Consider the following 25,803-nt stretch of genomic DNA (forward strand, 5'->3'; position numbering starts at 1 on the left):
AAATTAAACCATGTTAAAAGGCTTGGTATGAAACCGCTTGATTTATTTTCATCTTAAAACTATAATTAAATTACATGTAGCAAATATAGAGTATTTATTTTATATATCATTTTGCTACAATCAAAATTATTATAAGAATGGAGGAATTTGACTAATGGCAGAGGTGGTTAGTTCAAATCAAGTAAGTCACAACGATGAAGTATATCAAAAATCAAGGTGGCAAAAAATTAAGGATAGTAAATATTTATATTTATTTGCATTTCCAGCATTCTTATATTTCTTAGTTTTTGCATATTTTCCTATGTATGGTGTTGTTATAGCATTCAAGGATTACATGCCATCACTTGGAATACTAGGAAGCCCATGGGTTGGATTTAAACATTTCCAACGTTTTTTTAATTCTTATTACTTTTGGGATCTAATTGGTAACACTTTAGGAATTAATGTGTACTCGTTAATCGTTGGTTTCCCACTACCGATTATTTTAGCCCTTGCACTTAATGAAATTAAAGACGGCTGGTTTAAGAAATTCACTCAGACGGCAACTTATGCACCAAACTTTATTTCAGTTGTTGTTATTTCTGGGATGATTATTTCATTCCTTTCACCTTCAACAGGTATTATCAACCACTTTTTAGACTGGATTGGTGTTGGGAGAATTGCATTTATGCAAGACCCTCGTTGGTTTAAAACGATTTATGTATTATCTGGTGTTTGGCAAGGAACAGGTTGGTCTTCAGTTATTTACTTTGCGACCTTGTCCGGGGTAGATGAACAACTTCACGAAGCAGCAACCATTGACGGGGCAACAAAATTACAACGTAACTGGTATATCAATTTACCAACGATTGCTCCTACGATGATTATTTTATTAATTATGAACTTTGGATCATTGATGGCAGGTGGGTTTGAAAAAATCTTACTATTACAAAATCCATTGAACATGGAATCATCAAACGTTATTGCTACTTTCGTTTATCAATCAGGCTTATTAGATGCTCAATACAGTTTTGCGGCAGCCGTTGGACTTTTCCAATCTGTAATTAACGCAGCGTTATTGATTGTCGTAAACTTTATTGCACGCCGTGTCGGCGAAACGTCACTATTTTAATGAAAGGAGCAACACAAATTGTTTGATAAAAAATTATTACCATCAGAACGTATCTATATGTTCTTCGTTTATGTATTTTTACTTTTAGCATTGTTCTTGGTTCTATATCCGATGCTTTATATTGTGAGTGCTTCAATCAGTGATCCTCAAGCGGTTAACTCTGGAGAAATGTGGTTGATTCCAAAAGGCATTACTTTTATAGGTTACGAGGCTATTTTTGAAAATCAACAAATTTGGCGAGGTTATTGGAATACAATTGTATATACTGTTTTAGGTACATTAATTAACTTAGCCGTTACTTTACCTGTAGCCTATTCACTATCTAGAAAAGACTTTTACGGACGTAAATTCTTAACGAACTTCATGTTAGTAACAATGTTCGTTAGTGGGGGATTAATTCCTTCATATTTATTAATGAAGAACTTAGGGTTTTTAGACTCGATTTGGGCAATGATTATACCTGGTGCAGCATCTGTTTATAATATTGTAGTTACGCGTACGTTCTTCGAATCATCAATTCCAACTGAGTTGGAAGAAGCAGCCGTTATTGACGGGGCTAATGATATTACATTATTCTTTAAAATCATCCTTCCGTTATCAACACCAATTATTGCGGTTATGGCGCTTTATTATGGGGTTGGACATTGGAATGGTTTCTTCAATGCTTTAATTTATTTATCTGATCGTGCTAAGTATCCACTACAAATGGTACTTCGTGAAATCTTAGTTTTAAACGACCTATCATCAACAGGTACTCCAGATACGATGACAACATCGATGGCAGAATTAGCTTATTCTCGTCAACAACTTTCTGAAGTTATCAAGTACGGTGTTATGATTGTTTCATCAGCGCCAGTTATTATGGTTTATCCTTTCTTACAAAAGTATTTTGTTAAAGGAGTGATGGTGGGGTCACTTAAAGGTTAGTAAGGTTGCAATGTTGCTTTGGTCAGTATTTAATTTTAGGAGGAAATAGTTTGAAAAAATGGTTAAGAAAAGCTAGTACAACCACTTTAGCTGCTTTATTAGCATCTGGTTCATTAGCTACAACAGTTTTAGTTTCTGCACAAGAGAGTGAAGGTTATGAGTCAGGTACTTTATCTGAATTTCCATTAACAGAAGAACCTGTTCATATGTCAATGATGGCTCCAGGTACTGGTATGTCTGAATGGGCTGATATGCCTACTTTACAAGCATACTCAGAAATGACTAATATTACTTGGGATTACATCACACCTCCAATGAGTGACTTTGGTACGCGTATGAACCTAGCGTTTGCATCAGGTGACCTACCTGACGTAATTTATGGTGCTGGTTCAGGTACATTAACTCGTGGTATGGAAGTTGACTATGGTCGTCAAGGTATTCTAGTTCCTTTAGAAGGATATTTAGAAGAATACGCACCAAACTTCATGGCTTTAGCAGAAGAAGATCCAAACATTTTACGTTCGATCACTGCTCCAGACGGACATATCTATAGCTTGCCATTCTTATCTGGTGGTTCTACTGGTATATGGCCAACTGGTCCACTTTGGTATAATGGTGCTTGGTTAGAAGCTTTAGATGCTGAAGTTCCAACATCAGTTGATGAATTATATGACTTATTAGTAAGAATGCGTGATGAAGATCCAAACGGTAACGGTCAAGCAGATGAAATTCCATTCACTGACGTTGCTTTAGAGCACTCAAAAGTATACTTACTCGCTTCATTTGGTATGAAAGCTTTTGGTATTGAAGAAGTCGATGGTGAAGTTCGTTATGCACCAATTACAGATAACTATCGTGCTTACTTAGAATTCATGGCTAAATTATATGATGAAGGTTTATTAGACCAAGAAACATTTATTCAAGCAAACGAACAGAAAAAAGCTAAAGGACAAAACAACCAAATTGGTTTATTCCAAGACTGGTTCTCATTCTTTACTTTAGGCGGAACTGAAGATGAAGCTGTTGCTAACCCAATGTTCCACCCATTAACAAGCGAATTCGCTGAAGAGCCAATCTCACCAGCATCACCTCAATTACAAACAGGTGTATTTGCTGTAACAAGTGCTGCTGAGCATCCAGAATTAGCTGTTGCTTGGGTTGACTACTTCTACTCACCAGATGGTTCTGCATTACTTAACCAAGGACCAGAAGGTGCACTATGGGTTTGGGGCGAAAATGACGAAGGTGAAGCTGTAAAAGTTCTAAATACTGAAAATGCAGATCCAGAAAATACTGAAGAATATCGTGGACAAATCACACCTGACTACGGTATCCCAGTTCCAAAAGGAACCTTTAACGTACAAGGTATCTACCAAGATCCAAACAACACAGATCCATCAGCATTTAGTGTCTTTGTAGCAGAAGAAACTGAAGAAAAAATGGCGCCATATGCTGAAGTTCCGTTCCCAATTACTTATTTAACTGTTGACGAACAAGATGTAATTGTTTCAATGCAAACAGATTTAAATACATTTATTGTTGAACAAGAAGCTCGCTTCATTACTGGCGTTCAAGAAATCAATGATGATACTTGGGCAAAATATGTAAGCACAATTGAGTCAATGGGTATTGAAGACTACGTTCGCGTTCACCAACAAGCATACGACCGTTGGTTCGAAGCAGGACAATAATTAAATAATAGTTTTACCGAGCTGAAGAGATTGGTTCATGATTTTTTAGTTTTGGTGAACATAGGCCAGCGTGACGCAGTCACGCCTGGCCGTTTTTTATTAAGTTACATTTTTTTATTAAGCAATGTGCTTTTTACCACATTTTCTTCTTCAAATAATAGTGGATGTAATTCTTTTTCTTTAGATACTTGTTTTTGAATGATTAAAATGCGGTATTTCAAGTTATTAAAGTTACGATAGCCATAACCACTCCGTTTGATATTCTTAATTTTATTATTTGTTCCTTCAACAACACCGTTAGATAAGGTATACCTTAAACTGTTTTTAATGGCAGGTAGTTATTTTTCAAAGGTCTGTATCGTTGTCCTTACCTTACGTGGCAATGAGTACTTATGAGTCTCATATAAATCATTTTCTAAAGCCTGAAAACTATGTTGTTTAATATCTGATTTGAGTCGATTTATTAAATCATATACTTGTTGGAATTGAGTATCAATACTGATTAAGTAATTCACCATGCTTTTTTCAGTCATAAGCCCATCGTATAGTCTATGTGTGCGGTATTTGGTGAAATCGAGATCACCTTGATTCTTTAATAGGAGTTTCCATTCCATTGCTGTTTAAGCTTTTAGTAGTCTCTTGGTCTACTATACCTTATCTCATTCATCAGCTGGATACGTTCTCTGTTAATCGAATCATTCAGTAATTTAACTAAGTGGAAACGATCAATTATAATCTTCGCTTTTGGAAAAATCTGTTATAAAAATTGATAATAAGGGCGATACATGTCCATCGTTACCGTCTTTACTTACATCCGACTGTCATAAGAGAGTCGCATAAAATAATCTCTTAAAACATTTTGTGTGCGATTAGGTGGTATATCCACTAAGGTATGATTATAGGTATCCATCAAGATGCAGCACTTAGATTGAGTGACTGTATTTACGGATTTAAATTCATCGATGCCTAAGTGCTCTCTGGTAGCGACCGTTTTTGAGCAGCTAAGGATTGACCCACACGTCATAATTGCTTAGCGACTGTATAACGAGCTACAAACAAATGTTGAGGGATTAACTTCATGGATTGTACTTCTGTTAATTCTCTGACGATTAGACGCTTAATATCGTTTGAGATAAATCATCCATTATCGACTATTGACGTAGTTACTGTCGAAGTGGTTAAGCAGTGTTTATAGCAATAGCGTTGTTTTTTTAACCTTAGAAGTAACGGTTGTTTGTTATATTGGCCTAAGGTAATCGTTGAAACATCAATCTCATATTTAATCATATCTTCAGTGGATTGATTGACGACACCACTACAAGGGCAAGTATCCAACGGATATGATAATCAACCTTCAATTACTTTACAATTAATGCCACGTCTCTTTTCTTCAATAATCGTATCTGTCAATTCATTTTTTTCATCTGTAATATTAAGTAAATTGCGATATAATCAGTATAAGCCAAGTGGATTCTCCTAACATAGTTTAGTGTGGTAACTAAATTATATAGGAATTCACTGGCTTTTCATATTTAGGTATAAAAAAGAGGTGTCAGCAAGATTTCTCTCACCAACACCAAAAATTCTTGAGTCTTAAATTTACTTTTGAAGTTTTTTTATTAGATAAATACTATCTCAAAGCTCTTACTCATAATAAATATCTACAGTCTAAAAAAACACGTTTAGTAAAAAATAACATATAGAAAGTGCTTACATTTGTATGTATACTGGATTATATGTAAACTTATTAATATATATTTAGTTGTAATTGAAGGAGAGTGATTTAATGAGAAACAAAAATAACCGGTTAATAATCATCATCACCAAAGTTGGAGAATGGATTTTCAATTTGTTTATTTTACATTTTCTTTTCTTTTTATATAGTTTTCGAGGACTCTTTCTTTTTGGAATCTTTCCATCTTTTGCTGCACAAGTAGTTGTCTTGAATAAATGGCTAAGGAAATCAGAAGATTCATTTAATATGTATCATTGTTATAGAAACTCTTGGCATAAATATTTTAGTTTATCTAATAAACTTGGTTATACTTTCCTTTTAGTTTATATATTTCTAGTTTTTGATCTAAGAATTAATGAACAATTTATTAACTCAATAGCTATTCATTATATTTTGTTATTATTAATAGTTTTAACTACCTTTATAGTATTTTTTTCATTTATTACAATGATTAGAGGTCAATATGGCTATTTTGATACAGTTAAACAAAGTTTTTATATATCTTTAAGTGTTCCTATATATACTGTAGCAACAAGTGTAGGTTTGTTACTAATGTTTGAATTACTGACCACTTTTATCTTTTTAGCAGTTTTTTTTGGGATTCCAATGATGTTATTACCAATCGTGTGGTTTACAACTGAAGGTATAGATAAAGCAATTTCAAGAAAAGAGTTACAAAAAAATTAATAAGAATAAAAATGGAGGGGAAGCTAATGCGGAAATTTCCTAAGTACTCAACATTGTTCAAACATTATATTTTTTCTTACATAGTCGTATTTGCCATTCCATTTATTATCTTATCTCTTGGAATTCATCAGATTTATATACGAAATCTATCATTAGAATTAAATAATACTAAGGAGAATTATTTAAATCAAATTGATTCTAGGTTAAACAATCAATTAACAGAAATGAATCAAGTTGGTAACTTATTGAATATGTCACAAGTAATATATTTTCCAACACTTGGCACAGAACAAGAAGATGAATTGATTAATCAATTAAAAATTTATGAGCATTCATACAATGGTATTGATGCTATTTATTTAGTATTTATCAATCAAGATACAGTTTTATCATCAAGAGGAACGATGTCATTAGATGCAATGTTAAAACACTCCAAACATTTTCAAGTGGAGAATATTGAAGGATTAATAGATGAAATTTCTAATCCACTTGAGAGAATTTCGGTTTTTACTTCTGAATCAGTTGCAGTAAAACATTCTCCATGGTCTAATAGAGAAATTTTTTACTCAATGCCAATGGGAAGTTACACAAATCCTATTGGATCAATCTATTTTGTCATGAATATGGATGATATTATAACAAACTTAAGAGAAGCAACCGAATTAGAAGAAGGAATGGCTTTATTCGTTAATGAATCTAATGAGATAGTTCTTTCTAGCTCCCTCTATCCAAAATTGACGAGAGAAGAATTAACTATAGCTGTGCCTGATTTGGTAGATACAGAAAATATTATAATTGAGGGAACAAGTTATTCTATAAGTAGTATAGATAGTAATTTAAGTGGTTGGCGGTTAATTAACTTAACAGATACTAATCGATTTTACCAACCATTATATCAAATAATCATTGTTGTTTTTCTAGGACTGATAGCTATGCTTTTTATAGGATTAGTTATTGCATATTATTTTGCAAATAAATATTATCAGCCTTTGAGATCTTTAATTTCAATTTTTGATGCAAATATTTCAAATGATTATAATGAATGGAATATTATTGAAAGCAATGTTAACAAGGCCTTTACAGAAGTATCTACACTAAGTCAGCAAGTAAGTGATCAAATACCTATTGTAAAACAAGCAACAATTCTAGAGTTGATTGAAGGTAGGATTAGCAATGAAGATGATTTTAATAAGTACTTACTTGAATTAGGTTTAATCTTTCCTTATGAATATTTTACACAAATTATTATTGAAATTGGTGATAAGAATAAATCCTTATTAGAGAAAGATATTAAATACATAGACCAAAGACTATCAGATGTATTTTTAGATCAAGTATCAGATTTATATAATGTGTATGGTGTGGTTCCATATCTACGTAATAATCAAATTTTTCTTATTGTTAACTCTAATAAGCCAATGCATAAGATATGGACAACTTTATATGAATATTTGAGTAAATCGTTATTATCAGAGAAAAGCTTTAAACAGCAAATTATAAAAATCGGGATTGGTAATACTTACACACATTGGAATAAGATAAAAAAATCATATTTTGAGGCAAGCTCAGTAATTGACTTACTTAATAATAAAGACAGTGGAAAAAATACAATTTTATTCTTTAGTGATATTGTTACTGATCAATCTATCGATGATCTACCTACAATTATTGATTATCCAACAGAACAAGTTATGCTTTTAAGTCAGGGGTTAAAACAAGGAGACATAGAACTTTGTAAAGAGATAATCGATGATGTTTTTGAATCATTTGATAATAAATTTAGTAATGAAATTTCAAGGCAAATGACAATATCGTATATCTATAATCATTTAGTACAAACAGCAAATGAATTGAAAATTACTTTAGGATGGGAGTTTTTAGTTAAGTTATCTGATTTTATTCAGAGTGAATTAGCTAAGGATACCTTAATCAACCTAAGTATGTATATAGCTACTCAAGCTAAAGATCAAATTGAGGATTTAAATATTGTGATTGAGAAACAAGTAGTTCAAATTATATTTGAAAATTTTGATTCTTCATCATTATCTTTAGAGCAAATAGCTTCAGAATTTAATATCTCAGTTTCTTACGTAAGTAAGTTAGTTAAACAGGAAACAGGTGAGTCTTTCTCTTCAATTATACAAGCATTGAGGATGGAGAAATTTAAGTCTTTATTAGTTGAAACAAATCAACCAATTAAAGATATTGTAACTCAAGTTGGTTATTTTGATGTATCTAATTTTACTAGAAAATTTAGAAAAGAAACTGGATTGACTCCAAGTCAGTATCGAGAAGCACATCAATCTATTATCAAGTAATAGAATTAATTTATCCGTTAATGTTTGGGAAACAAATTTTGTTAACCGAGCATTAACGTTTTTTATTATTTTGTAACTGTATGTGTATGATTTTATTATTTTCTGAAAATCGTTTATTTGTTAGTGTTTTAATAAGGATTCTGCATTAAGATTCTTGATAATCTCACATATTGTAAGTTAATAAAGTTATTGTTAAGCTTATTATTAGAAAAGTAAACGCATACAAATCGATGATGTGTTTTGAAAGGAGTAAGTTATTGGAATCAAATAGTAGAGTTACAGGTAAAATAATGAGTGAGAATGATGATCAAAGAGCTCAATCACAATCAATAATTAAACAAATTTTTACAAGTTGGCAATTATATGCATTAATATTTCCTGCTTTTGCATATTTTGTCATTTTCCACTATGTGCCAATGTATGGTGTACAAATAGCCTTTAAAGATTACATGCCGTCTCTAGGAATATGGGGTAGTCCTTGGGTAGGGTTTAAACATTTCGAAAAATTTTTTGATTCATATTACTTTTGGGATTTGATTAATAATACATTAGGAATTAGTATTTATTCATTAATTGTTGGATTTCCTTTACCAATTATTTTAGCTTTAGCATTAAACGAAGTTGATTACGAACCTTTTAAGAAATTAGTTCAGACTGTAACTTATGCGCCTAATTTTATCTCAACAGTTGTAATTGTTGGTATGATTATTTCATTCTTGTCTCCTTCAACAGGAATAATTAATCATATACTTCGTTTCTTTGGAGGAACAGGACATAATTTTATGGAAGACCCACGATGGTTTAAAACAATCTATGTCTTTTCAGGTGTTTGGCAAGGTACTGGTTGGGGAACAATTATTTATTTAGCTGCTTTATCTGGAGTTGATCCACAACTACACGAATCTGCAACTATAGATGGAGCATCTAGAATACAAAGACTATGGCATATAAATCTTCCGGTTTTAATTCCTACTATGATAATAATACTGATTATGAATTTTGGGGGATTAATGTCTGTAGGATTTGAAAAAGTTTTATTAATGCAAAATCCATTAAATATGCCGTCTTCAAATATCATAGCGACATTTACTTATCAACAAGGATTGTTACAGGCACAGTATAGTTATGCTGCAGCAGTAGGATTGTTTAATTCAGTTATTAATTCTATTTTATTAATTTTTGTCAATTGGCTTTCTCGAAGATATAGTGAAGTATCATTGTTTTAAGGAGGAAATATATGCAATTAGCTAAACCTAAAAAGTCTCATATAAAAGAATCGCCAACAGATCGTGTGTTTTTATTTTTTATATATCTGGCCTTGATGATTGCCTTAATTGTAGTTTTATATCCACTAATTTATATTATCAGTGCATCATTAAGTGAGCCAAATGCGGTAAACTCAGGTCGAATGTGGTTATTCCCAGTAGATGTTACCTTTGAAGGATACCAGACAATTTTTGAGAATGATTCTATTTGGAGAGGTTATTATAATACTATTATTTATACAGCAGTAGGAACTTTTGTAAACTTAGCAGTAACCTTACCAGCTGGTTATGTCTTATCTAGAAAAGATTTTCTATTTAAAAACTTTTTTACAAAAATGATGGTAGTGACAATGTTTATATCTGGTGGCATGATTCCATCTTATATTTTAGTACAAGATTTAGGTATATCTAATACTTTGTGGGCATTAATATTACCTGGAGCTGCATCGCTATATAATATCGTAGTAACAAGAACTTTCATACAAACAACAATACCTGTCGAATTAGAAGAAGCAGCTATTATGGATGGTGCAAGTGATTTTAAACGATTTACATCAATTATTCTTCCATTGTCAAAACCTATTATAGCAGTAATGGCTTTGTTTTATGGAGTTGGGCATTGGAATGGCTGGTTTGGGGCATTATTATACATTGATGATCGTAGTAAATATCCTTTACAAATGATTTTAAGAGAAATCTTAGTGTTACAAGATATGTCAAGTAGTCAATTAGCAACAGTAACTGCCAATATGGCTCATTTTATATATTCGCAACAACAATTAGCAGCAATTATAAAGTATGGTGTAATGATTGTTGCAACCTTACCCATAATTTTAATATATCCATTTTTACAAAAATATTTTGTTAAGGGGGTTATGATTGGTTCTATTAAAGGATAGTATTCTATCGTGAAGTAGTTGTGTCAGTAGTTTAAGTGCTCAGCAAATTTAGTAAAGATTTAAATTATACGAGGAGGAAAGTTTATGTTTTGTGTTAAAAAAAGAATTGGTATAAGTGCACTAGTTTTAAGCTTAGCTGGAACAATAGGTTTAAATAATAGCATAATTTTAGCTCAAGATGAAGTTGAAGTAGCAAGAGAAGGATTTCCGATTGTTGAAGAAACAATTACGATGACAATGATGGGGCCAGGTATTGGTATTGCTGAATGGGAAGATATGCCTATGTTGCAAGTTTATGAGGACATGACAAATATTGATTTTGAATATATAACTCCACCGAATAGTGATTTTGGTACTAGATTTAATTTAGCTTTTGCAAGTGGAGATTTACCGGATGTATTTTTTGGTGTCGGAGGTGATGTATTTTCTTCAGCAATAGAAGTTGATTATGGTGAACAAGGACTCTTATTACCATTGGAAGAAATGATTGAAGAATATGCCCCAAATCTATTTGCTTTATTAGAAGAAAGACCTGATATTCGTAAATCTATTACAACAAATGAAGGTCATATTTATACACTACCTATGATATCAGAAGAATTTAATGCTCCTCAAGTTGGGGCTCCAATGTGGTTTAATAAAACTTGGCTTGATGCGTTAGGAGTTGAGGAATTACCTAAAACTACTGAAGAAATGTATGATCTACTAATTAGATTCCGCGATGAAGACCCAAATGGCAATGGTATTGCAGATGAAATACCAATTACTGAAGGTGGAATGTTAAGAATTAGAACAGCATTTGCTCCTGCTTTCGGAATGAAGACTTGGGGAATTGAAGAAAACGATGGGATTGTTCGCTTCACTCCGATACTTGATGAAGCACGTGCTTATTTACAGTATATGAATAGATTATATTCAGAAGGGTTAATCGATCAAGAAATTTTTTCTCAAGCAAATGAACAAAAAGCTTCGAAAGGTGAAAATAATTTAGTGGGAATGTTTTCAGAATTTAACCCACAATTCTTCATTCAAGGGGAAATAATGATGCATCCAATGATGCATCCTTTGACAAGTGAATGGCAAGAAACACCATTGGCACCACTTAGTCAAGGAATTAGTAGAGGAGCTTTTGCGATTACAAAAAATAATCCATATCCTGAAGCATCTCTTAGATGGGCGGATTACTTCTATACTGAAGAAGGGTTTACTTTCTTAAACCATGGTCCTGAAGGATACTTGTGGGTATGGGAAGATGAAGAAGGTGGAAATAGAATTCTAAATCCAGAATTAGGAATTACAGTAGATGAAATTGAAGATGTACGTGGAGAAATAACACCAGATTATGGTATTGCCCCTCCAGGACGTCGTATTACTTTGCCGCCAATTGGTGGAGAATTAACTGAGTTTCAAGAATTTACTCGAAATGAAACTCAAGAAAAAGTAGTTGCATTTGGAGAAATACCTTATCCATTGACATACCTTACTACTGAAGAGAGAGAAGTAATAAATTCTATTGAAACTGATTTATGGACTTTCTTAGAAAACTCAGAAGCTCAATTTATAACTGGACAAATGGATATAAATGATGATGAAGTTTGGGCTAATTATGTGTCAACTATTGAAAATATGAATATTGAAGAGTTTGTTCGTATTCATCAAGATGCTTATGATCGTTGGAATGCAGAGTAGTTAGTAATTTAATAATAATTAGATTTATTAATATAATGCTCGTTAAACATCAGTTTAACGAGTTTTTACTATTAAATTATTCCTATCCCAATTACTTATTTAACTGTTGACGAACAAGATGTTATTGTTTCAATGCAAACAGATTTAAATACATTTATTGTTGAACAAGAAGCTCGCTTCATTACTGGCGTTCAAGAAATCATTGATGATACTTGGGCAAAATATGTAAGCACAATTGAGTCAATGGGAGTTGAAGGCTACGTTCGCGTTCACCAACAAGCATACGACCGTTGGTTCGAAGCAGGACAATAATTAAATAGTTTAACCGAGCTGAAGAGATTTGGCTCGGTTTTTTTGTTGAATTCAGATTTTGAAAATTTATTGTAGAACCTAAATATCTATTTGATTATCTAATATTAATAAAATTATATAGTTATAAGCATATTAATATACAGAGTTAAAATTTAATATACTTAATTTAAGATTAATTTGACATATAGTAATCAATATGTCAGAATAATATATGTAAACGATTACAGCGAGAGGGTTTTGTCATTTTTATTACAATTAAATTTTCTGTAATTGGCGTTCAAATGATTTTTAAAATATTTAGCATTATAATGCTAAGAAAGGAAGGGTCAGATATTATATTATTAGCTATTAATTGAATTGTTTAAGGGGTAATTAAATGAGTTTTGATGGACTTTTCGGCATGATTTTTGAAATAGTAATGTGGTTGGTAAGATTAATTATTTTGAATTTTTTATGGATAATTTTTACGGTTTTAGGATTAGGTTTGTTTGGTATCGCGCCGGCGACTTTTTCTTTAGCAAATGTAATTTATAAGTGGTTAAGCGTGGGACATGATATAAGTTTTGTTAAAACATTTATTGATTATTACAAAGAAAACTTTTTTAAATCAAATAAAATTGGTTTGTTAATTATATCTCTATTTGCTTTTATACAATTAGATTTTTATATTTCAGAGCAATTTATTCAATCTGCTTTATTCCATACTGTAATAGTTATATTGTTTTGGCTGTTAATTATATATACTTGCTATTTGCTTGTTATTTTCTCAAGATATGAACTTTGTTTTTCTCAATACTTTAAACAAACTTTATATATTGCTTTTGGATCGCCACTGGTATCTATAGGGATGCTTTTGGTTGTTTTTTTCATTGCAATTCTATATACATATATTCCAATACTATTTTTCTTTATGGGGGTTTCTTTAACATTATACCCATTCATTGGTTTAGGTTACTATGCTTGTATCAAGTTAGAACGAAAAATACATTCTAATAACTAAGTATTCCGTTATTAGAATGTTTTAACTAAAAACAGAAATGAAAACGTTGACAATTCTTAAAGATATGATATTATATAAGTATAAATATACTAAATTGTAAATAAGTATAATTAGTATATTAATTAATACCTGGCTTATGCCAAAATCAACAAGTGAGGAGAATTTACTTGCATGCAAATACTGAAACAACTAGAAGGCATTTTTCTTTCCGTTCAAAAATTGATACTGAAGAAATAAAAGAACTCCGCGCAAAAGAAAGAAAGAAAAAAAAGAATTTTGTAACGCAAAATTGGCAATTATATATATTTTTATTTCCAACTCTATTATATTTTGTCATTTTCCATTATGTCCCTATGTATGGAATTTTGATGGCGTTCAAGGACTATTCTCCTGCACTTGGAGTTTGGAATAGTCCATGGGTTGGATTTATGTGGTTTGAAGACTTCTTCAATTCTTACTATTTTACTGATTTATTAAAGAACACATTAGGGATTAGTATATATCAGATTATAGTAGGTTTTCCGGCACCGATTATTTTAGCTTTATTAATGAATGAAGTAAAAGATGGATTATATAAAAGAGGATTACAAACAATCACTTACGCACCTCACTTTATTTCATTAGTTGTTATGGTAGGTATAGTAATCGCATTTCTTTCTCCAACATCTGGATTAATTAATAATATATTAGGTTTATTTGGAGTTGGTCCTATACCTTTTATGATACAGCCTAAATGGTTTAAAACGATTTATGTTTTATCGGGAGTTTGGCAAAGTACTGGTTGGGGAGCAATTATCTATATTGCTGCATTATCAGGAGTAGATCCACAATTACATGAAGCAGCAATAATGGATGGTGCATCAAGATTACAAAGAATTAGACATATTAACATTCCTGCTATTGTACCTATTATTGTAGTTATGTTTATTTTAGAAATGGGTGGGATTATGTCTGTTGGATTTCAAAAAATATTGTTAATGCAGAACGAGTTAAATATGTCATCTTCTGATGTAATATCTACATTTGTGTATAGAACTGGTCTTTTGGATGCTCAATATAGTTATTCAACGGCTGTTGGACTGTTCGACTCTGTGATAAATGCCACACTACTTCTTACAGTGAATCAGATATCGAAAAAAGTAACTGAAATTGGTCTATGGTAAAGGAGTGAAAAAAGTGTCATCAGTAAAAGAAACCCGCCAAGATAAAATTATTAATTTTGTTGTCCATTTCATGTTAGCAATCGTATTAATCATTATCGTATATCCATTGATATACATAGTTAGTGCATCATTTAGTGACCCAACTATGGTCAACTCAGGACAGATGTGGCTCTTTCCGAAAGGATTCACTTTGGATGGGTATAAATTGATTATGGAAAACGAAGATATATGGAGAGGCTATAGCAATACCATTTTATATACAGCACTTGGAGTTACAATAAATCTATTTTTAACAATCCCAGCAGCTTATGCTTTATCAAGAGATAAATTAGTTGGGAAAAAAATCTTTACAAATATGTTATTGGTAACTATGTTCATTGGTGGAGGGCTTATTCCATCCTATATGTTAGTGAAAGACTTAGGTTTGCTCAATACGATTTGGGCAATGGTGCTTCCAGGAGGCGCATCAGTCTGGAACATAATTTTAACAAGAACTTTTTTTAAATCAACAATTCCAAATGAATTAGAAGAAGCTGCTATTATTGATGGTGCAACGCCGTTTCAACTATTTACAAAGATAGTAATGCCACTCTCATTACCTATTGTTGCGGTTATGGCGTTATTCTACGGGGTTGGTCATTGGAACGAGTATTTTAGTGCTCTTATCTATCTAAATAATGAAAAAATGTATCCACTTCAAATGGTGCTAAGACAAATTTTAGTAGTACAAGAATTAAGTACTCAAACATCTAATCCTGAAGCAGTTATTAGACAAGCTCAGATTTCTAATTATCAAGCAGACATGAGTGCAATACTTAGATATTCAGTTATTATTGTATCGACATTGCCAATGCTTATTGTTTATCCATTCGCTCAAAAGTATTTTGTGAAAGGAGTTATGGTTGGGTCGCTCAAAGGTTAATAATTTAAAAAGGAGGTTGGAAAGAGTAGTAGTCAGGCCATAATAATCAAAAATAAAATATGTAAGGAGATTAATTTATTGTGAAAAAAAATATCTTTAAAATATTCAACGTTGTTATCGCTAGCAGCATACTAATGACAAATATTTCAAGTGTAGTTGCAAATGCATCTGAAGTAAATGATGAAAACAACTTTGAATTTCCGATAGTAGAAGAGAAAATAACTTTAACTATGGTTGGACCTCAAGTTGGTAGGGGGAGTTGGGATGAAAGACAATATTTTCAAGAAATGGAACGACTAACAAACATTGCTTTTGAATTTAACACACCTCCAAGAGATGACTTTGCTACAAGTAAACAACTATTATTGGCAAGTGATGATCTACCAGATATTTTTTATGCAGCTGATATTACTCACCAAGAGCAAATGGAATATGGTGGTTATGGATTCTTTATTCCTTTAGAAGATCTAATTGAAGAACATGCTCCGAATATTAAAAAAATGTTGGATGAGAGACCAGAAATTCGAAAAGCTATCACTACCCCCGACGGACATATTTATGCCTTACCATCAGTAACCGAAGAACCATCATACTGGCGTATGTGGTATAACGGTGATTGGTTAGAAAATTTAGGTATTGAAGAATTACCAAGAACTACAGATGAATTATATGATTTATTAGTTAGATTTAAAAATGAGGATCCTAATGGGAATGGTGAAGCTGACGAGATTCCAATTAGTAATCATGGTGGTTTATCAGAATTTGATGATTTCCTATTAATGGCATTTGGTGTACAAGGCATGGGGATGGGCTTGTATGGAGAAGATTATTCTCAAGTAGGGTTCGGACCAATACAACCTGGATATCGTGAATATTTGGAATATATGAATCGATTATGGGAAGAAGATTTATTAGACCATGAATCATTCTCTCAAACCAACCCACAAAAACAAGCAAAAGGACATCAAAATTTAGTTGGTGTTTTTGCTGATGCTAGTCCTGTATTTATGCTAGGAGCAGATCCGCAAGATACAAGTAATCCGGTTTTCCATCCTATTACAAGTGAATTTATTGATGAACCACGAGTTCTTGAATCGACAGGTATCGGTGGTGGTACATTTGCAATTACTAAAGAAAATGAATACCCAATCGAGACGATAAAATGGATAGATTACTCTTATACAAAAGAAGGAGCAGATCTTTTGCATAATGGTTTGGAAGGCTTCTATTGGTCATGGGCTGATGATGATCAAACAACAAGAGTAATAAATGATCCACCTGAAGGATTTGATTCACCAGAAGATTATCGTTCATCTATTTCACCAGATTGGGGAATTGGTGTTCCTATTAGACGATTTGCTAGTGATGCATATGATTGGAGCTATGATAATCCATATGATGAGTGGTTACGTCAAGAAGAACAAGATAAACTAGTTCCATATCAAGTTCCGAGATATCCAAGTGTATACTTCTCTGATGAAGATTTGCGACAGATAGAAAGAATTGAACGTGACTTAAATACTTTTGTCACTAGAATGCGTGCTGAATTTGTGTCAGGGGATAGAGACTTAACTGACGAAACATGGGATGAATATATGAGTACAATCGAGAAAATGAAAATTGATGAATTGATAAGTATTTATCAAAAAGGATTTGACCAATATCAAGAGGTTGAATAACATTTAGTATTTTAAACATTAATTTGCCATATGAACTAGCTGTTTTGTTCATATGGCTTTTTATTAGAAATGTATACAACAAAAAAAGTTGATGATTAATATGAGAAAATTTTGTATAAAAGAGAGGATTATATGGAAAAAATATTTAAATGGTCGGAGATTGCAGAAGTTGGATTTAAGAGTCTAATAGATAATTATTGGAATACTAGAATACGTATGTTTAATAATCATTATCCTAATATTGATAATTATACAAATTTAACTTTTCATTATTGGTGGTATGCACATTCTATTGATAGTTTAGTAGATGCTTATGAACGGACTAAAGAAAAGGATATATTAAATTTTATTCGAGAAAAATATGACGGTCTAGTGCTTAGGAACGGAGGTCAACCCTTAAATCTTCTTTATGATGATATGGAATGGTTGGCATTAGCTTTACTGAGAGTTTATAAAATTACAAATGATCCAGTATATTTAAGAGATGTTAAGATTCTGTGGGAAGATATTAAAAAAGGATGGACTGAAGAAGCAGGTGGAGGAATTGCTTGGCATAAGGAGATTATGCATTATAAAAATACACCAGCAAATGCTCCAGCTATTATACTTTCAGCAAGATTATATCAAATGTTTCAAAATGAAAATGATTTGGAATGGGCTAATAAAATTTTAAAATGGCAAGAATTAGAATTAGTAAATCCTGAAAATGGTTTTGTAAATGATGGGAAAAATAATAATAAAGATGGAAAAATAGATGCTTCTGCTTATACCTATTGTCAAGGAGTCTATATAGGCGCATGTGTTGAATTATATAAGATTTCAAATAATAGAGTTTACTTAGATAAAGCACTTTTAACTGCTAAAAATACTATTGAAATTTTTGAAAATAAAGATACTGGAACTTTAATTAGTGAAGGTATTGGTGACGGGGGCTTGTTTAAGGGGATACTAATAAGATATTTAACTGAATTCATTGCTTTATTGCCTGATGAAACCAATTTTATTGTTGAATTTATGAAGAAAAATGCCAGAAGTTTATGGAAAAATGGATTTGATAAAGAGTACTTAATCTTCAATGATGATTGGGGAGTACTTCCGAATATACATGATGGTGCTAGTTTAAGTGTACATTTAAGTGGTCTATTTCTTTTCGAGTCGATGGCGAAGTTAGAACGTTTAGGGTTTGTATAAAAGAATCGAATTTTAAATTGTTAATTTTTTTATGGAAATAGCATAAAAATCGTAAGTACTTCAGTTAACAATTCTGAGGTCCTTACGATTTTTTTATTTTAATATAAATCATTATTTTTTGTTTATTTTTTTTACAGATTGTCCAGGAACAAGGTAATAAGGAGCGTTAATTTTTTCAATAATATCAGGTTGTTTTATTTTTCTTAAAATTAAATCAATCGATTGCTTTCCTATTTCATATTGATCTTGAACGATATGAGTAAACGTAAATTGTTTATCTCCTAGCATATTATATTTAGAGTGATCAAAACAAACAATAGAAAAATCCTCGCTGACTTCATTGTCTAATTCTCTAATTGCTTTTAATACTAGAATTGCAATAGTAAACTCTCCGGTAAAAATAGCTGTTAAGTCATTGGATGATCTTAGAAAAAGTTTAATTTTTTCTATATCATCTTTTTCTGTAGAGTCTGTACTCGGAACCATAGATTTGAGGCTTGATAATATTTGATTTTGTTTAATTATTCTATGATTCTTTATATGTGCTGAAATTGCACCGTCAATTCTATCTTGGATTGTTGAAACTTTTGGTATTGCAGTTACAATACCTATTTTCTCATGGCCTTTTTCGAATAAGTGTTCAACTAGTGATTGTGCTGCTTCAGAATTGTTAATACCAACACTACAAGTTGGTAGTTCTTCCATTTGTCTGTCGAGTAAAACTAGGGGGAAATTTTTTGAAACTAACTCTAATAGTTTTGGAGAAATAAATTCAGAAGAAGCGGGTAATAATATTATGCCTTCAACGCCTAATGAGACAAGTTCATCTAATAAACGTGATTCCAACTTTGGATCTCCCATAGATATTTTTAATAAAATTTCAGCTTTATCTTGACTATAAATTAACAAATTTCTAAGAATATCTGTACCAAAAATATCATCGAAATTAGTTATAATAAATCCGATTAATGGTAATTTGCTGCCAGGTGATTGAGTTTGATTAATTTCTATAGTGTTATTAATAACCGTAGTACCTTTTCTTGGCTTCCTAGAAATTAAATTATCTTCTTTCAACAAATCCATAGCTTTTTTTATTGTAATTGGACTGACACTATAGATTTTAGTTAATTCTGAATCTGGTGGTAATTTTTCATCTAGTTTATAATAATTATTGATAATTTTTTCTTTTAAATCATTATAAATCGATTTATATAAAGGTGTTGACATAGTTGTAAATTCCTTTTCTAAAATATATATTTAATATACTAAATAATTGATAAAAAGTCAACTTTTATTGATATATCAACCTTTTTGAATGATATTGTTTATTACTAATTAAATATATTAATAAAATTATTCATGAGAAGAAAACCTAAATTGTAATTTGCATAAGATTAACGCTATACTTAAACTGATATTTACTTTAGGAGGCACAAAATGTTAAAAATCGGAATCATTGGCGTCGGGTCGATTTCATCGTTTCATATTCAAGCCATTCAAGAAAGCGCAAAGGCACGACTGGTTGCTTTTTGTGATATTAACCTTGATCGTTTGCAAACAAAAGGTAGTCAATACGGTGTTAATCAATTGTATACGGATTACAATGAATTGCTGGCTAATGATCAAATTGATGCGGTAGTTATTTGCACGTGGAACGATAGCCATGTCAATATTGCAACAGCCGCTCTAAAAGCGGGTAAACATGTCTTTGTTGAAAAACCACTCAGCCGTCGTATTACAGCTGACGCAATTGAACTAGGAAAATTAGCAGAGTCAACAGATAAGGTAGCCAGTGTTGGAATGGTGCGCCGTTATGCTGATAACGCTCGTGTTTTGAAGCAGTGGATTGATAGCGGTAAAATGGGTGATATTTATTATGGGAAGGCTTCTTTGATGCGTCGTTTAGGTCATCCGGGTGGATGGTTTGGGCAACAGGCGATTTCTGGTGGGGGACCGATGGTCGATTTGGGTGTGCATTTGTTGGATATTGTTTGGTATCTAATGGGGAAACCAAAGCCGACAACTGTGAGTGCGAATACGGCGTCCTATCTTGGCGATCGGGGCCATATTGGTTATTTGTCCTACTATCAAGCCGCCGACCAACTCGATCAGCCATCCAATGTTGAAGATTTTGCAAATGCCTTGATTCGTTTTGAAAATGGGGCTTCGTTTTATTTGGAAACATCTTACACCATGCATACCCCTAAAGATGACTTGCTGATTCAAATGGCAGGTTCAAATGGCGGGGCGATTCTTGAGCCGTCACTTCAGTTGGTGACCGAAGAGAATGGTGTCATTTTAAATGCCGAACCACAAATCGATTTTCCATCCTTCCATAACCATGCCTATAAACGTGAATTAGATGGCTTTATCGATGCCTGCGTGGAGGGAAAGCCGAATGAAACGCCGATTGCAGATGGTTTGACTGTTTTGTCGATTCTCGACAGCATTTATCAATCGGCCCGCGAAAAACGCGAAATAACTTTATAAGGAGTGAGTGCTTTGGACATTTTAAAAACCTCTCTTTTAAATAAATATCCCCAGTCACGCTTCTATTTTCATTTAGAAAATATCGCTGCTTTTGGCAGCTTTAAAAAGCGTTTAGTAGAAAATAATTCAGCTGGCATTTTACGCTACCAGAGAAAAGTTGCGGATGAAGACCAGCGATATTTATTTGTGGAAGACTCTGTTTTGTTTGAAAGGTTATTTGGAGAAATTGTGGCAGTGGATGTTAAAAAGCGTGAGTTAGCTGGCATTGGTTACTGGATTGTCTTAGTGCGTTTTGCTAACCGCACGATTGCACACTTGGAGTTTTGTGTTGGGAGTGAAGTAGCGCTTCAGATGGAATGGAATGGTGTGCATCAATTGTTGTCTTTTGATAGTGAACTGCAACTAGGATTGAAATATACGGGAGGCCAGAATGATAGCCTAGAGGTTTTACCGGAATTGTTGCAGGAAAGCAGCTATTCAGCGGTAGAAATTACAGATGACTATGAAAAATGGCAGAGATATTTATTTGGGGAGGGTGTGTAAATGGTTAAATTAGGCTTTATGAGTTTTGCGCACATGCACGCATTTTCTTATGCCGAGGCAGCAAAATTACTCCCTGATGTGGAATTAGTGGCAATTTTTGATGACAATGTGGCGCGCGGGCAAGAGATGGCGGAACGATTTGGAATGGTATTTGAAGGAGACTTGGATCGTTTCTTCCAATTGGATATTGATGCAGTGGTCATTTGTTCTGAAAACAACCAACATGCCTGGATGACGATGGAAGCCGCAAAGTACGGCAAACATGTTTTGTGCGAAAAGCCATTGGCAACAACGGTGGTGGATGCTGAAGCGATGATTGCTGCTTGTGAAAAAGCTGGCGTGATTTTGCAGACAGCATTCCCAGTTCGTTTCACACGCTCGATTCAAAAGTTAAAAGGCATTGTTGATGCTGGCAACTTAGGTGAAATTGTGGCCATGCGCTCAACCAATCGCGGCCAATATCCTGGCGGCTGGTTTGTTGATTTAGAGCAATCTGCAGGCGGTGCAGTTTTGGATCATACCGTCCATATGGTGGATATTATGCGCTGGCTGTTGGGTTCTGAGGTTGTGAATGTGACCAGTCAAGTGGATAATTTCTATTATGGTGACAGTGCGGAGTCGATTGATGATGCGGGTGTCATGACTTTGGAATTTGCCAATGGAGTCATTGCCAGCCATGATGCATCTTGGTCACGCTATAAAGAATATCCTGTCTGGGGCGATGTTCAACTGGAAGTGATTGGTACAGCTGGAACGGCCCAAGTCAGCAATATTTTAGATAATATCTTTGAGTTTGGTCCGGTGACTGACGGTCGACCGCGGACTTATCACTTCAATGGCTTTGGCAACAATACAGATTTTGATTTGATCAAAGACTTTACCGATACTGTTAGTCGGGGAGGCGAGCCATCCATTACAGGTTATGATGGCTTGAAAGCCATGGAAGTTGGTTTAGCCGCCTACGAGTCTGCCAGACAAGGCCAAAGCGTGGAATTATAATAAATATCACTGCTACACTGATTGGTTTGATTTGATTGAGCCAATTTGTGTAGCGTTTTGTTTTTTGGGGTGGGATGTGTGCGGTAAAGCGAACTTCAGTGGCATATCTGAATTCGTATGTGCCGGCGGTCGGTTCTCCCTGGCATATCTGAGTTGGTATGTGCCCGTGGTCGGTTCTCGCTGGCATATCTGAGTTCGTATGTGCCAAATGAATGACTCATTAAGCATAAAATCTGAATTTTATGGAGTTTATAATTTTTTCTAATGAACGTAAACCAGCTGCTTGGATGTAATTGTTATGTTAAACGAACGCGAACCAACCGCTCGGTTGAAACCACCATTTCAACCGAGCGCGGGTTAACCGTTCGGATGAAATCATCATTTCAACCGATCGCGGGTTAACCGTTCGGATGAAACCATCATTTCAACCGAGCGCGGGTTAACCGCTCGGATGAAACCACCATTTCAACCGAGCGCGACCCAACCGTTCTGATGAAATCACCATTTCAACCGAGCGCGAGCTAGCCGTTCGGATGAAATCATTATGAAGTCCAAAAAATCTGTAAAATTAACAAGTTGCATAGCCCTTTATATGCCGAATGGATAGCTCATTAGTATATAAACTTTTTTATATGAACTCTATCTCCTCTTTAGTGCTAAGGTGTCCCTATTTGGCACTATATACACCTTCGTTTATTGTCTGTCAACTGCATCATAGACTGACATTAGAGCCTTTTATTGTCAGTTAACGGCTTGATAGAGTGACATTAAAGTATTCTAATGTCTGTGAACACTTCCGTCCACTGACATTAAACACTTCTATTGTCTGTCAACAGCATCATAGAGTAACATTAACGCTGAATTTTGTTCATCTCAACCACCATGATTAACCAAAAAAACCAAAAGTAGAGAATAACCAAAAATTAAGCCAACAAAAAACAGAAACCACTAACTCAGGAATGAAAGAGTGATTTCTGTTTTAATTATTAGTGAAACCTGTATTTCTAGGCTCCAACTATAAATTGCCTACCCAGCACGATTAAGAAAACTACACATCCTTCAAAGCATACAAGGCAGCAGCATAGATTTTGGTATTCAACATCAAATCGGAGACTTTAACCCATTCATCGGGTAAATGAGCGATATTTTTTTGGTCGGGGAAAGAAGGACCAAAAGCCACAATATTAGGAATGGCACGGGCATAAGTTCCGCCACTCGTCGTTACCACGGCTTCATAGGTGTCCACAAAAGAGTGGTAAACTTCAGCCAGGGACTTAACAAAAGGCGAATCGAATTCAGCATAACGAATGGCTTCATGATTTGAAATAGCCTCCAGCTGAATACTATCCGGGAGTAGCCCTCCGATAATATTTAAAATCTCCTCACCAGACAAAACATCCGGATAGGAAATCGACCATCTAAAACTCTCGCGGGGCCCACCACCAGCCTTGGTCACTTCCTCCAAGCGGAAACCACGCATCAATGTATTACCGAAACGCTCTGATTCTCTATAAATTCCTAAAGCCTTCCCATCAGCCAAGCTTGAAAAAATATAGTCATTAATCCACTTGAAAAAAACTGCCGTATCGCCATAATTTACGACGCGCAAATTCAGTCGTCCTTTTTCGCCAACTACAACCGGCCACTTACAATCGGGCGTCCAGCCAAAAACAGGTGGCTCCGCAAGCTTATTATAATGTTCGACACAGGCAAAACCAGATTCCTCATTGGCTCCAAACACTATTCGAACCGGCCGTTTAAACTCGACTCCCAATTCCTTCAAAGCGTACAAGGCAAACAGATTACTCAAAATCGGTCCTTTATTATCTAAAACCCCTCGTCCAAATAAATAATCCCCATCACGCCGTAAAATAAAAGGGTCGGTTGTCCAACCTTTACCTGCCTCTACAATATCAACATGGCCAAAAATGCCAATATAATCCGAGTCATCTAGACCAGAACTGTCACCTAATTCAGCATAACCAATCTTATTATCTAGATTAACTGTCTTAAAACCTAACTGAGCTGCCATCTCCAAAGCTATCTCCAAAGCTATTTTTGGACCTTCACCAAATGGGGCATTTTCCAATGACTCACTTTGCACACTATTAACCGAAACTAATTCAGCGATTGCAGCAATCATTTGATCTTCAATCCGATCAATAAAGTTATTTATTTGATCAATCGTTATCATATTGAACCTCAACCTCAGCTTGACGCTTAGCAAAATAGGCGTCAACCCATTCAGTCGGAGCGACTTGGTGGTCCATCTTATCGCCCACACGGTTTGTTATAAAGACCGTTGGCTCCATCTCTTCCGTCGCAACAACAAAAGAAAAATCTTTAATATTTGAAGCGCAGCCCCATTCACCTAAATTATTGACAGCAATAACTGACAAATCGCCACTTTCACCACGACGGGCTTTTAAGTCAGCATCAAGTTCAAAAACGACTTTTTCACAAGCTTCCTGAGCTGACAGCCCGTTTTTCATCGCCTCTACAATTTGGAAAGAAGTGACACCTTTAATCAAATCTTCGCCTAAACCGGTCGCTGTTGCACCACCGACACGATTATCGACATACAAGCCGGATCCAATAATGGGAGAATCTCCCACACGGCCTTTTTTCTTCATGAACAAGCCACTGGTAGAAGTCCCGCCCACTAAATGTCTAGACGCATCAACCGCCAGCATTCCTACCGTATCATGTCCGGCATAAGGGGATAGCACGTCATTTTTCTCTTTATGAACGCGGTTTTTGTAGAAGATTTTTGCGCGCTCAGTCAACATGACTTTTCGCTCAAAACCAGCTTTTGACGCGTATTCCTCAGCGCCCGTTCCTACTAAAAAGTTGTTAAAGGGCAGTGAACTCAATAAACGCGCAATCGAAATGGGATTTGCAAAATCTTGCACAGCCCCGATCGCCCCAAAATCCAAGCGGTCACCATCCATATAAGCCGCATCCAATTCAACCATCATCTGCTCATTTGGCAAACCGCCATAACCGACCGACTTGTAATATTCGCCATCCTCGACATCCTTAATCGCCCGCTCAATGGCGTCCCCCGCAAAGCCACTTTCTTTTAGCAAATCCGCCCCCAACGTCACTCCATCTAGCGCCATCGTCCAAGTCGCAATCATTGCCCACATATTAAAATCCTCCTTTAAATAAATATCCCTGTT

23 protein-coding genes are annotated in these 25,803 nt (G+C 34.1%); 17 read left to right on the forward strand and 6 right to left on the reverse strand.

Annotated elements, in window-relative coordinates:
- Positions 1–154 precede the first annotated feature (154 nt).
- Genes ACTQ54_RS01400 through ACTQ54_RS01410 form a run of 3 tightly spaced genes read left to right on the forward strand, consistent with a single transcriptional unit; the run spans position 155 to position 3,729 of the window.
- Positions 155–1,111: an ABC transporter permease gene (locus tag ACTQ54_RS01400; RefSeq protein WP_441754044.1), complete on the forward strand. Its 957-nt coding sequence runs from the start codon at positions 155–157 to the stop codon at positions 1,109–1,111.
- Between the two features lie 57 nt (positions 1,112–1,168).
- Positions 1,169–2,038 carry a carbohydrate ABC transporter permease gene (locus tag ACTQ54_RS01405; protein ID WP_441754401.1) on the forward strand — a complete coding sequence of 290 codons (870 nt, stop codon included), beginning with the start codon at positions 1,169–1,171 and terminating at the stop codon, positions 2,036–2,038.
- A 50-nt stretch (positions 2,039–2,088) separates the two neighbouring features.
- A complete protein-coding gene (locus ACTQ54_RS01410; RefSeq protein WP_441754045.1) occupies positions 2,089–3,729 on the forward strand; it encodes an extracellular solute-binding protein in 1,641 nt (546 codons plus the stop codon).
- A 104-nt stretch (positions 3,730–3,833) separates the two neighbouring features.
- Here ACTQ54_RS01410 and ACTQ54_RS01415 read toward each other — a convergent pair whose 3' ends face one another.
- The 3 genes from ACTQ54_RS01415 to ACTQ54_RS01425 form a co-directional block, all read right to left on the reverse strand.
- Positions 3,834–4,058 (reverse strand): transposase, encoded by a 225-nt coding sequence (locus ACTQ54_RS01415; protein WP_441754403.1) that lies wholly within the window; start codon positions 4,056–4,058, stop codon positions 3,834–3,836.
- Positions 4,059–4,067: 9 nt separating this feature from the next.
- The gene (locus tag ACTQ54_RS01420) at positions 4,068–4,262 is read right to left on the reverse strand and encodes a hypothetical protein (protein WP_441754046.1); all 195 of its coding nucleotides are present in this window, start codon (positions 4,260–4,262) and stop codon (positions 4,068–4,070) included.
- 95 nt (positions 4,263–4,357) lie between these two features.
- Positions 4,358–4,483 carry a transposase gene (locus tag ACTQ54_RS01425; protein WP_441754405.1) on the reverse strand — a complete coding sequence of 42 codons (126 nt, stop codon included), beginning with the start codon at positions 4,481–4,483 and terminating at the stop codon, positions 4,358–4,360.
- Between the two features lie 1,032 nt (positions 4,484–5,515).
- Here ACTQ54_RS01425 and ACTQ54_RS01430 point away from each other — a divergent pair.
- From ACTQ54_RS01430 to ACTQ54_RS01480, 11 genes are all read left to right on the forward strand, one after another.
- The gene (locus tag ACTQ54_RS01430) at positions 5,516–6,151 is read left to right on the forward strand and encodes a DUF624 domain-containing protein (RefSeq protein ID WP_441754047.1); all 636 of its coding nucleotides are present in this window, start codon (positions 5,516–5,518) and stop codon (positions 6,149–6,151) included.
- A gap of 26 nt (positions 6,152–6,177) precedes the next feature.
- Positions 6,178–8,469, forward strand: a complete 2,292-nt coding sequence (locus ACTQ54_RS01435; protein WP_441754048.1) for a helix-turn-helix domain-containing protein — start codon at positions 6,178–6,180, stop codon at positions 8,467–8,469.
- Between the two features lie 290 nt (positions 8,470–8,759).
- Positions 8,760–9,695, forward strand: a complete 936-nt coding sequence (locus tag ACTQ54_RS01440) for an ABC transporter permease (RefSeq protein WP_441754407.1) — start codon at positions 8,760–8,762, stop codon at positions 9,693–9,695.
- Between the two features lie 11 nt (positions 9,696–9,706).
- Positions 9,707–10,633, forward strand: a complete 927-nt coding sequence (locus ACTQ54_RS01445) for a carbohydrate ABC transporter permease (protein WP_441754049.1) — start codon at positions 9,707–9,709, stop codon at positions 10,631–10,633.
- Positions 10,634–10,717: 84 nt separating this feature from the next.
- The gene (locus ACTQ54_RS01450; protein ID WP_441754050.1) at positions 10,718–12,322 is read left to right on the forward strand and encodes an extracellular solute-binding protein; all 1,605 of its coding nucleotides are present in this window, start codon (positions 10,718–10,720) and stop codon (positions 12,320–12,322) included.
- 132 nt (positions 12,323–12,454) lie between these two features.
- Positions 12,455–12,634: a hypothetical protein gene (locus ACTQ54_RS01455; protein ID WP_441754051.1), complete on the forward strand. Its 180-nt coding sequence runs from the start codon at positions 12,455–12,457 to the stop codon at positions 12,632–12,634.
- 376 nt (positions 12,635–13,010) lie between these two features.
- Complete coding sequence (locus ACTQ54_RS01460) at positions 13,011–13,634, forward strand: YesL family protein (RefSeq protein ID WP_441754052.1); 624 nt, start codon at positions 13,011–13,013, stop codon at positions 13,632–13,634.
- Positions 13,635–13,852: 218 nt separating this feature from the next.
- Positions 13,853–14,797 carry an ABC transporter permease gene (locus ACTQ54_RS01465; RefSeq protein WP_441754409.1) on the forward strand — a complete coding sequence of 315 codons (945 nt, stop codon included), beginning with the start codon at positions 13,853–13,855 and terminating at the stop codon, positions 14,795–14,797.
- A gap of 4 nt (positions 14,798–14,801) precedes the next feature.
- Entirely contained in the window at positions 14,802–15,719 is a 918-nt protein-coding gene (locus tag ACTQ54_RS01470; RefSeq protein ID WP_441754411.1) for a carbohydrate ABC transporter permease, read from the forward strand.
- An 80-nt stretch (positions 15,720–15,799) separates the two neighbouring features.
- Positions 15,800–17,398, forward strand: coding sequence for an extracellular solute-binding protein (locus ACTQ54_RS01475; protein WP_441754053.1), 1,599 nt, complete (start codon positions 15,800–15,802; stop codon positions 17,396–17,398).
- A gap of 132 nt (positions 17,399–17,530) precedes the next feature.
- Positions 17,531–18,589, forward strand: a complete 1,059-nt coding sequence (locus ACTQ54_RS01480) for a glycoside hydrolase family 76 protein (RefSeq protein ID WP_441754054.1) — start codon at positions 17,531–17,533, stop codon at positions 18,587–18,589.
- Positions 18,590–18,700: 111 nt separating this feature from the next.
- Here ACTQ54_RS01480 and ACTQ54_RS01485 read toward each other — a convergent pair whose 3' ends face one another.
- Positions 18,701–19,816, reverse strand: a complete 1,116-nt coding sequence (locus tag ACTQ54_RS01485; RefSeq protein ID WP_441754055.1) for a GntR family transcriptional regulator — start codon at positions 19,814–19,816, stop codon at positions 18,701–18,703.
- 210 nt (positions 19,817–20,026) lie between these two features.
- Here ACTQ54_RS01485 and ACTQ54_RS01490 point away from each other — a divergent pair, with 210 nt between their 5' ends.
- The 3 genes from ACTQ54_RS01490 to ACTQ54_RS01500 are packed head-to-tail and all read left to right on the forward strand — an operon-like array spanning position 20,027 to position 22,621.
- The gene (locus ACTQ54_RS01490; RefSeq protein ID WP_441754056.1) at positions 20,027–21,079 is read left to right on the forward strand and encodes a Gfo/Idh/MocA family protein; all 1,053 of its coding nucleotides are present in this window, start codon (positions 20,027–20,029) and stop codon (positions 21,077–21,079) included.
- A 12-nt stretch (positions 21,080–21,091) separates the two neighbouring features.
- Positions 21,092–21,622, forward strand: a complete 531-nt coding sequence (locus ACTQ54_RS01495) for a hypothetical protein (RefSeq protein WP_441754057.1) — start codon at positions 21,092–21,094, stop codon at positions 21,620–21,622.
- On the forward strand, positions 21,623–22,621 hold the full coding sequence (locus ACTQ54_RS01500) for a Gfo/Idh/MocA family protein (RefSeq protein ID WP_441754058.1): 999 nt from the start codon (positions 21,623–21,625) through the stop codon (positions 22,619–22,621). It begins immediately after the preceding gene.
- A 1,048-nt stretch (positions 22,622–23,669) separates the two neighbouring features.
- Here ACTQ54_RS01500 and ACTQ54_RS01505 read toward each other — a convergent pair.
- Both ACTQ54_RS01505 and ACTQ54_RS01510 read right to left on the reverse strand, forming a co-directional pair.
- On the reverse strand, positions 23,670–24,815 hold the full coding sequence (locus ACTQ54_RS01505; RefSeq protein WP_441754059.1) for a Sapep family Mn(2+)-dependent dipeptidase: 1,146 nt from the start codon (positions 24,813–24,815) through the stop codon (positions 23,670–23,672).
- Positions 24,802–25,770, reverse strand: coding sequence for a N(4)-(beta-N-acetylglucosaminyl)-L-asparaginase (locus tag ACTQ54_RS01510; RefSeq protein WP_441754060.1), 969 nt, complete (start codon positions 25,768–25,770; stop codon positions 24,802–24,804). The genes ACTQ54_RS01505 and ACTQ54_RS01510 overlap by 14 nt, the downstream gene beginning before the upstream one ends.
- Positions 25,771–25,803: the final 33 nt, after the last annotated feature.

It is taken from the genome of Fundicoccus sp. Sow4_H7, assembly GCF_052115865.1.
Lineage (GTDB): Bacteria > Bacillota > Bacilli > Lactobacillales > Aerococcaceae > Fundicoccus_A.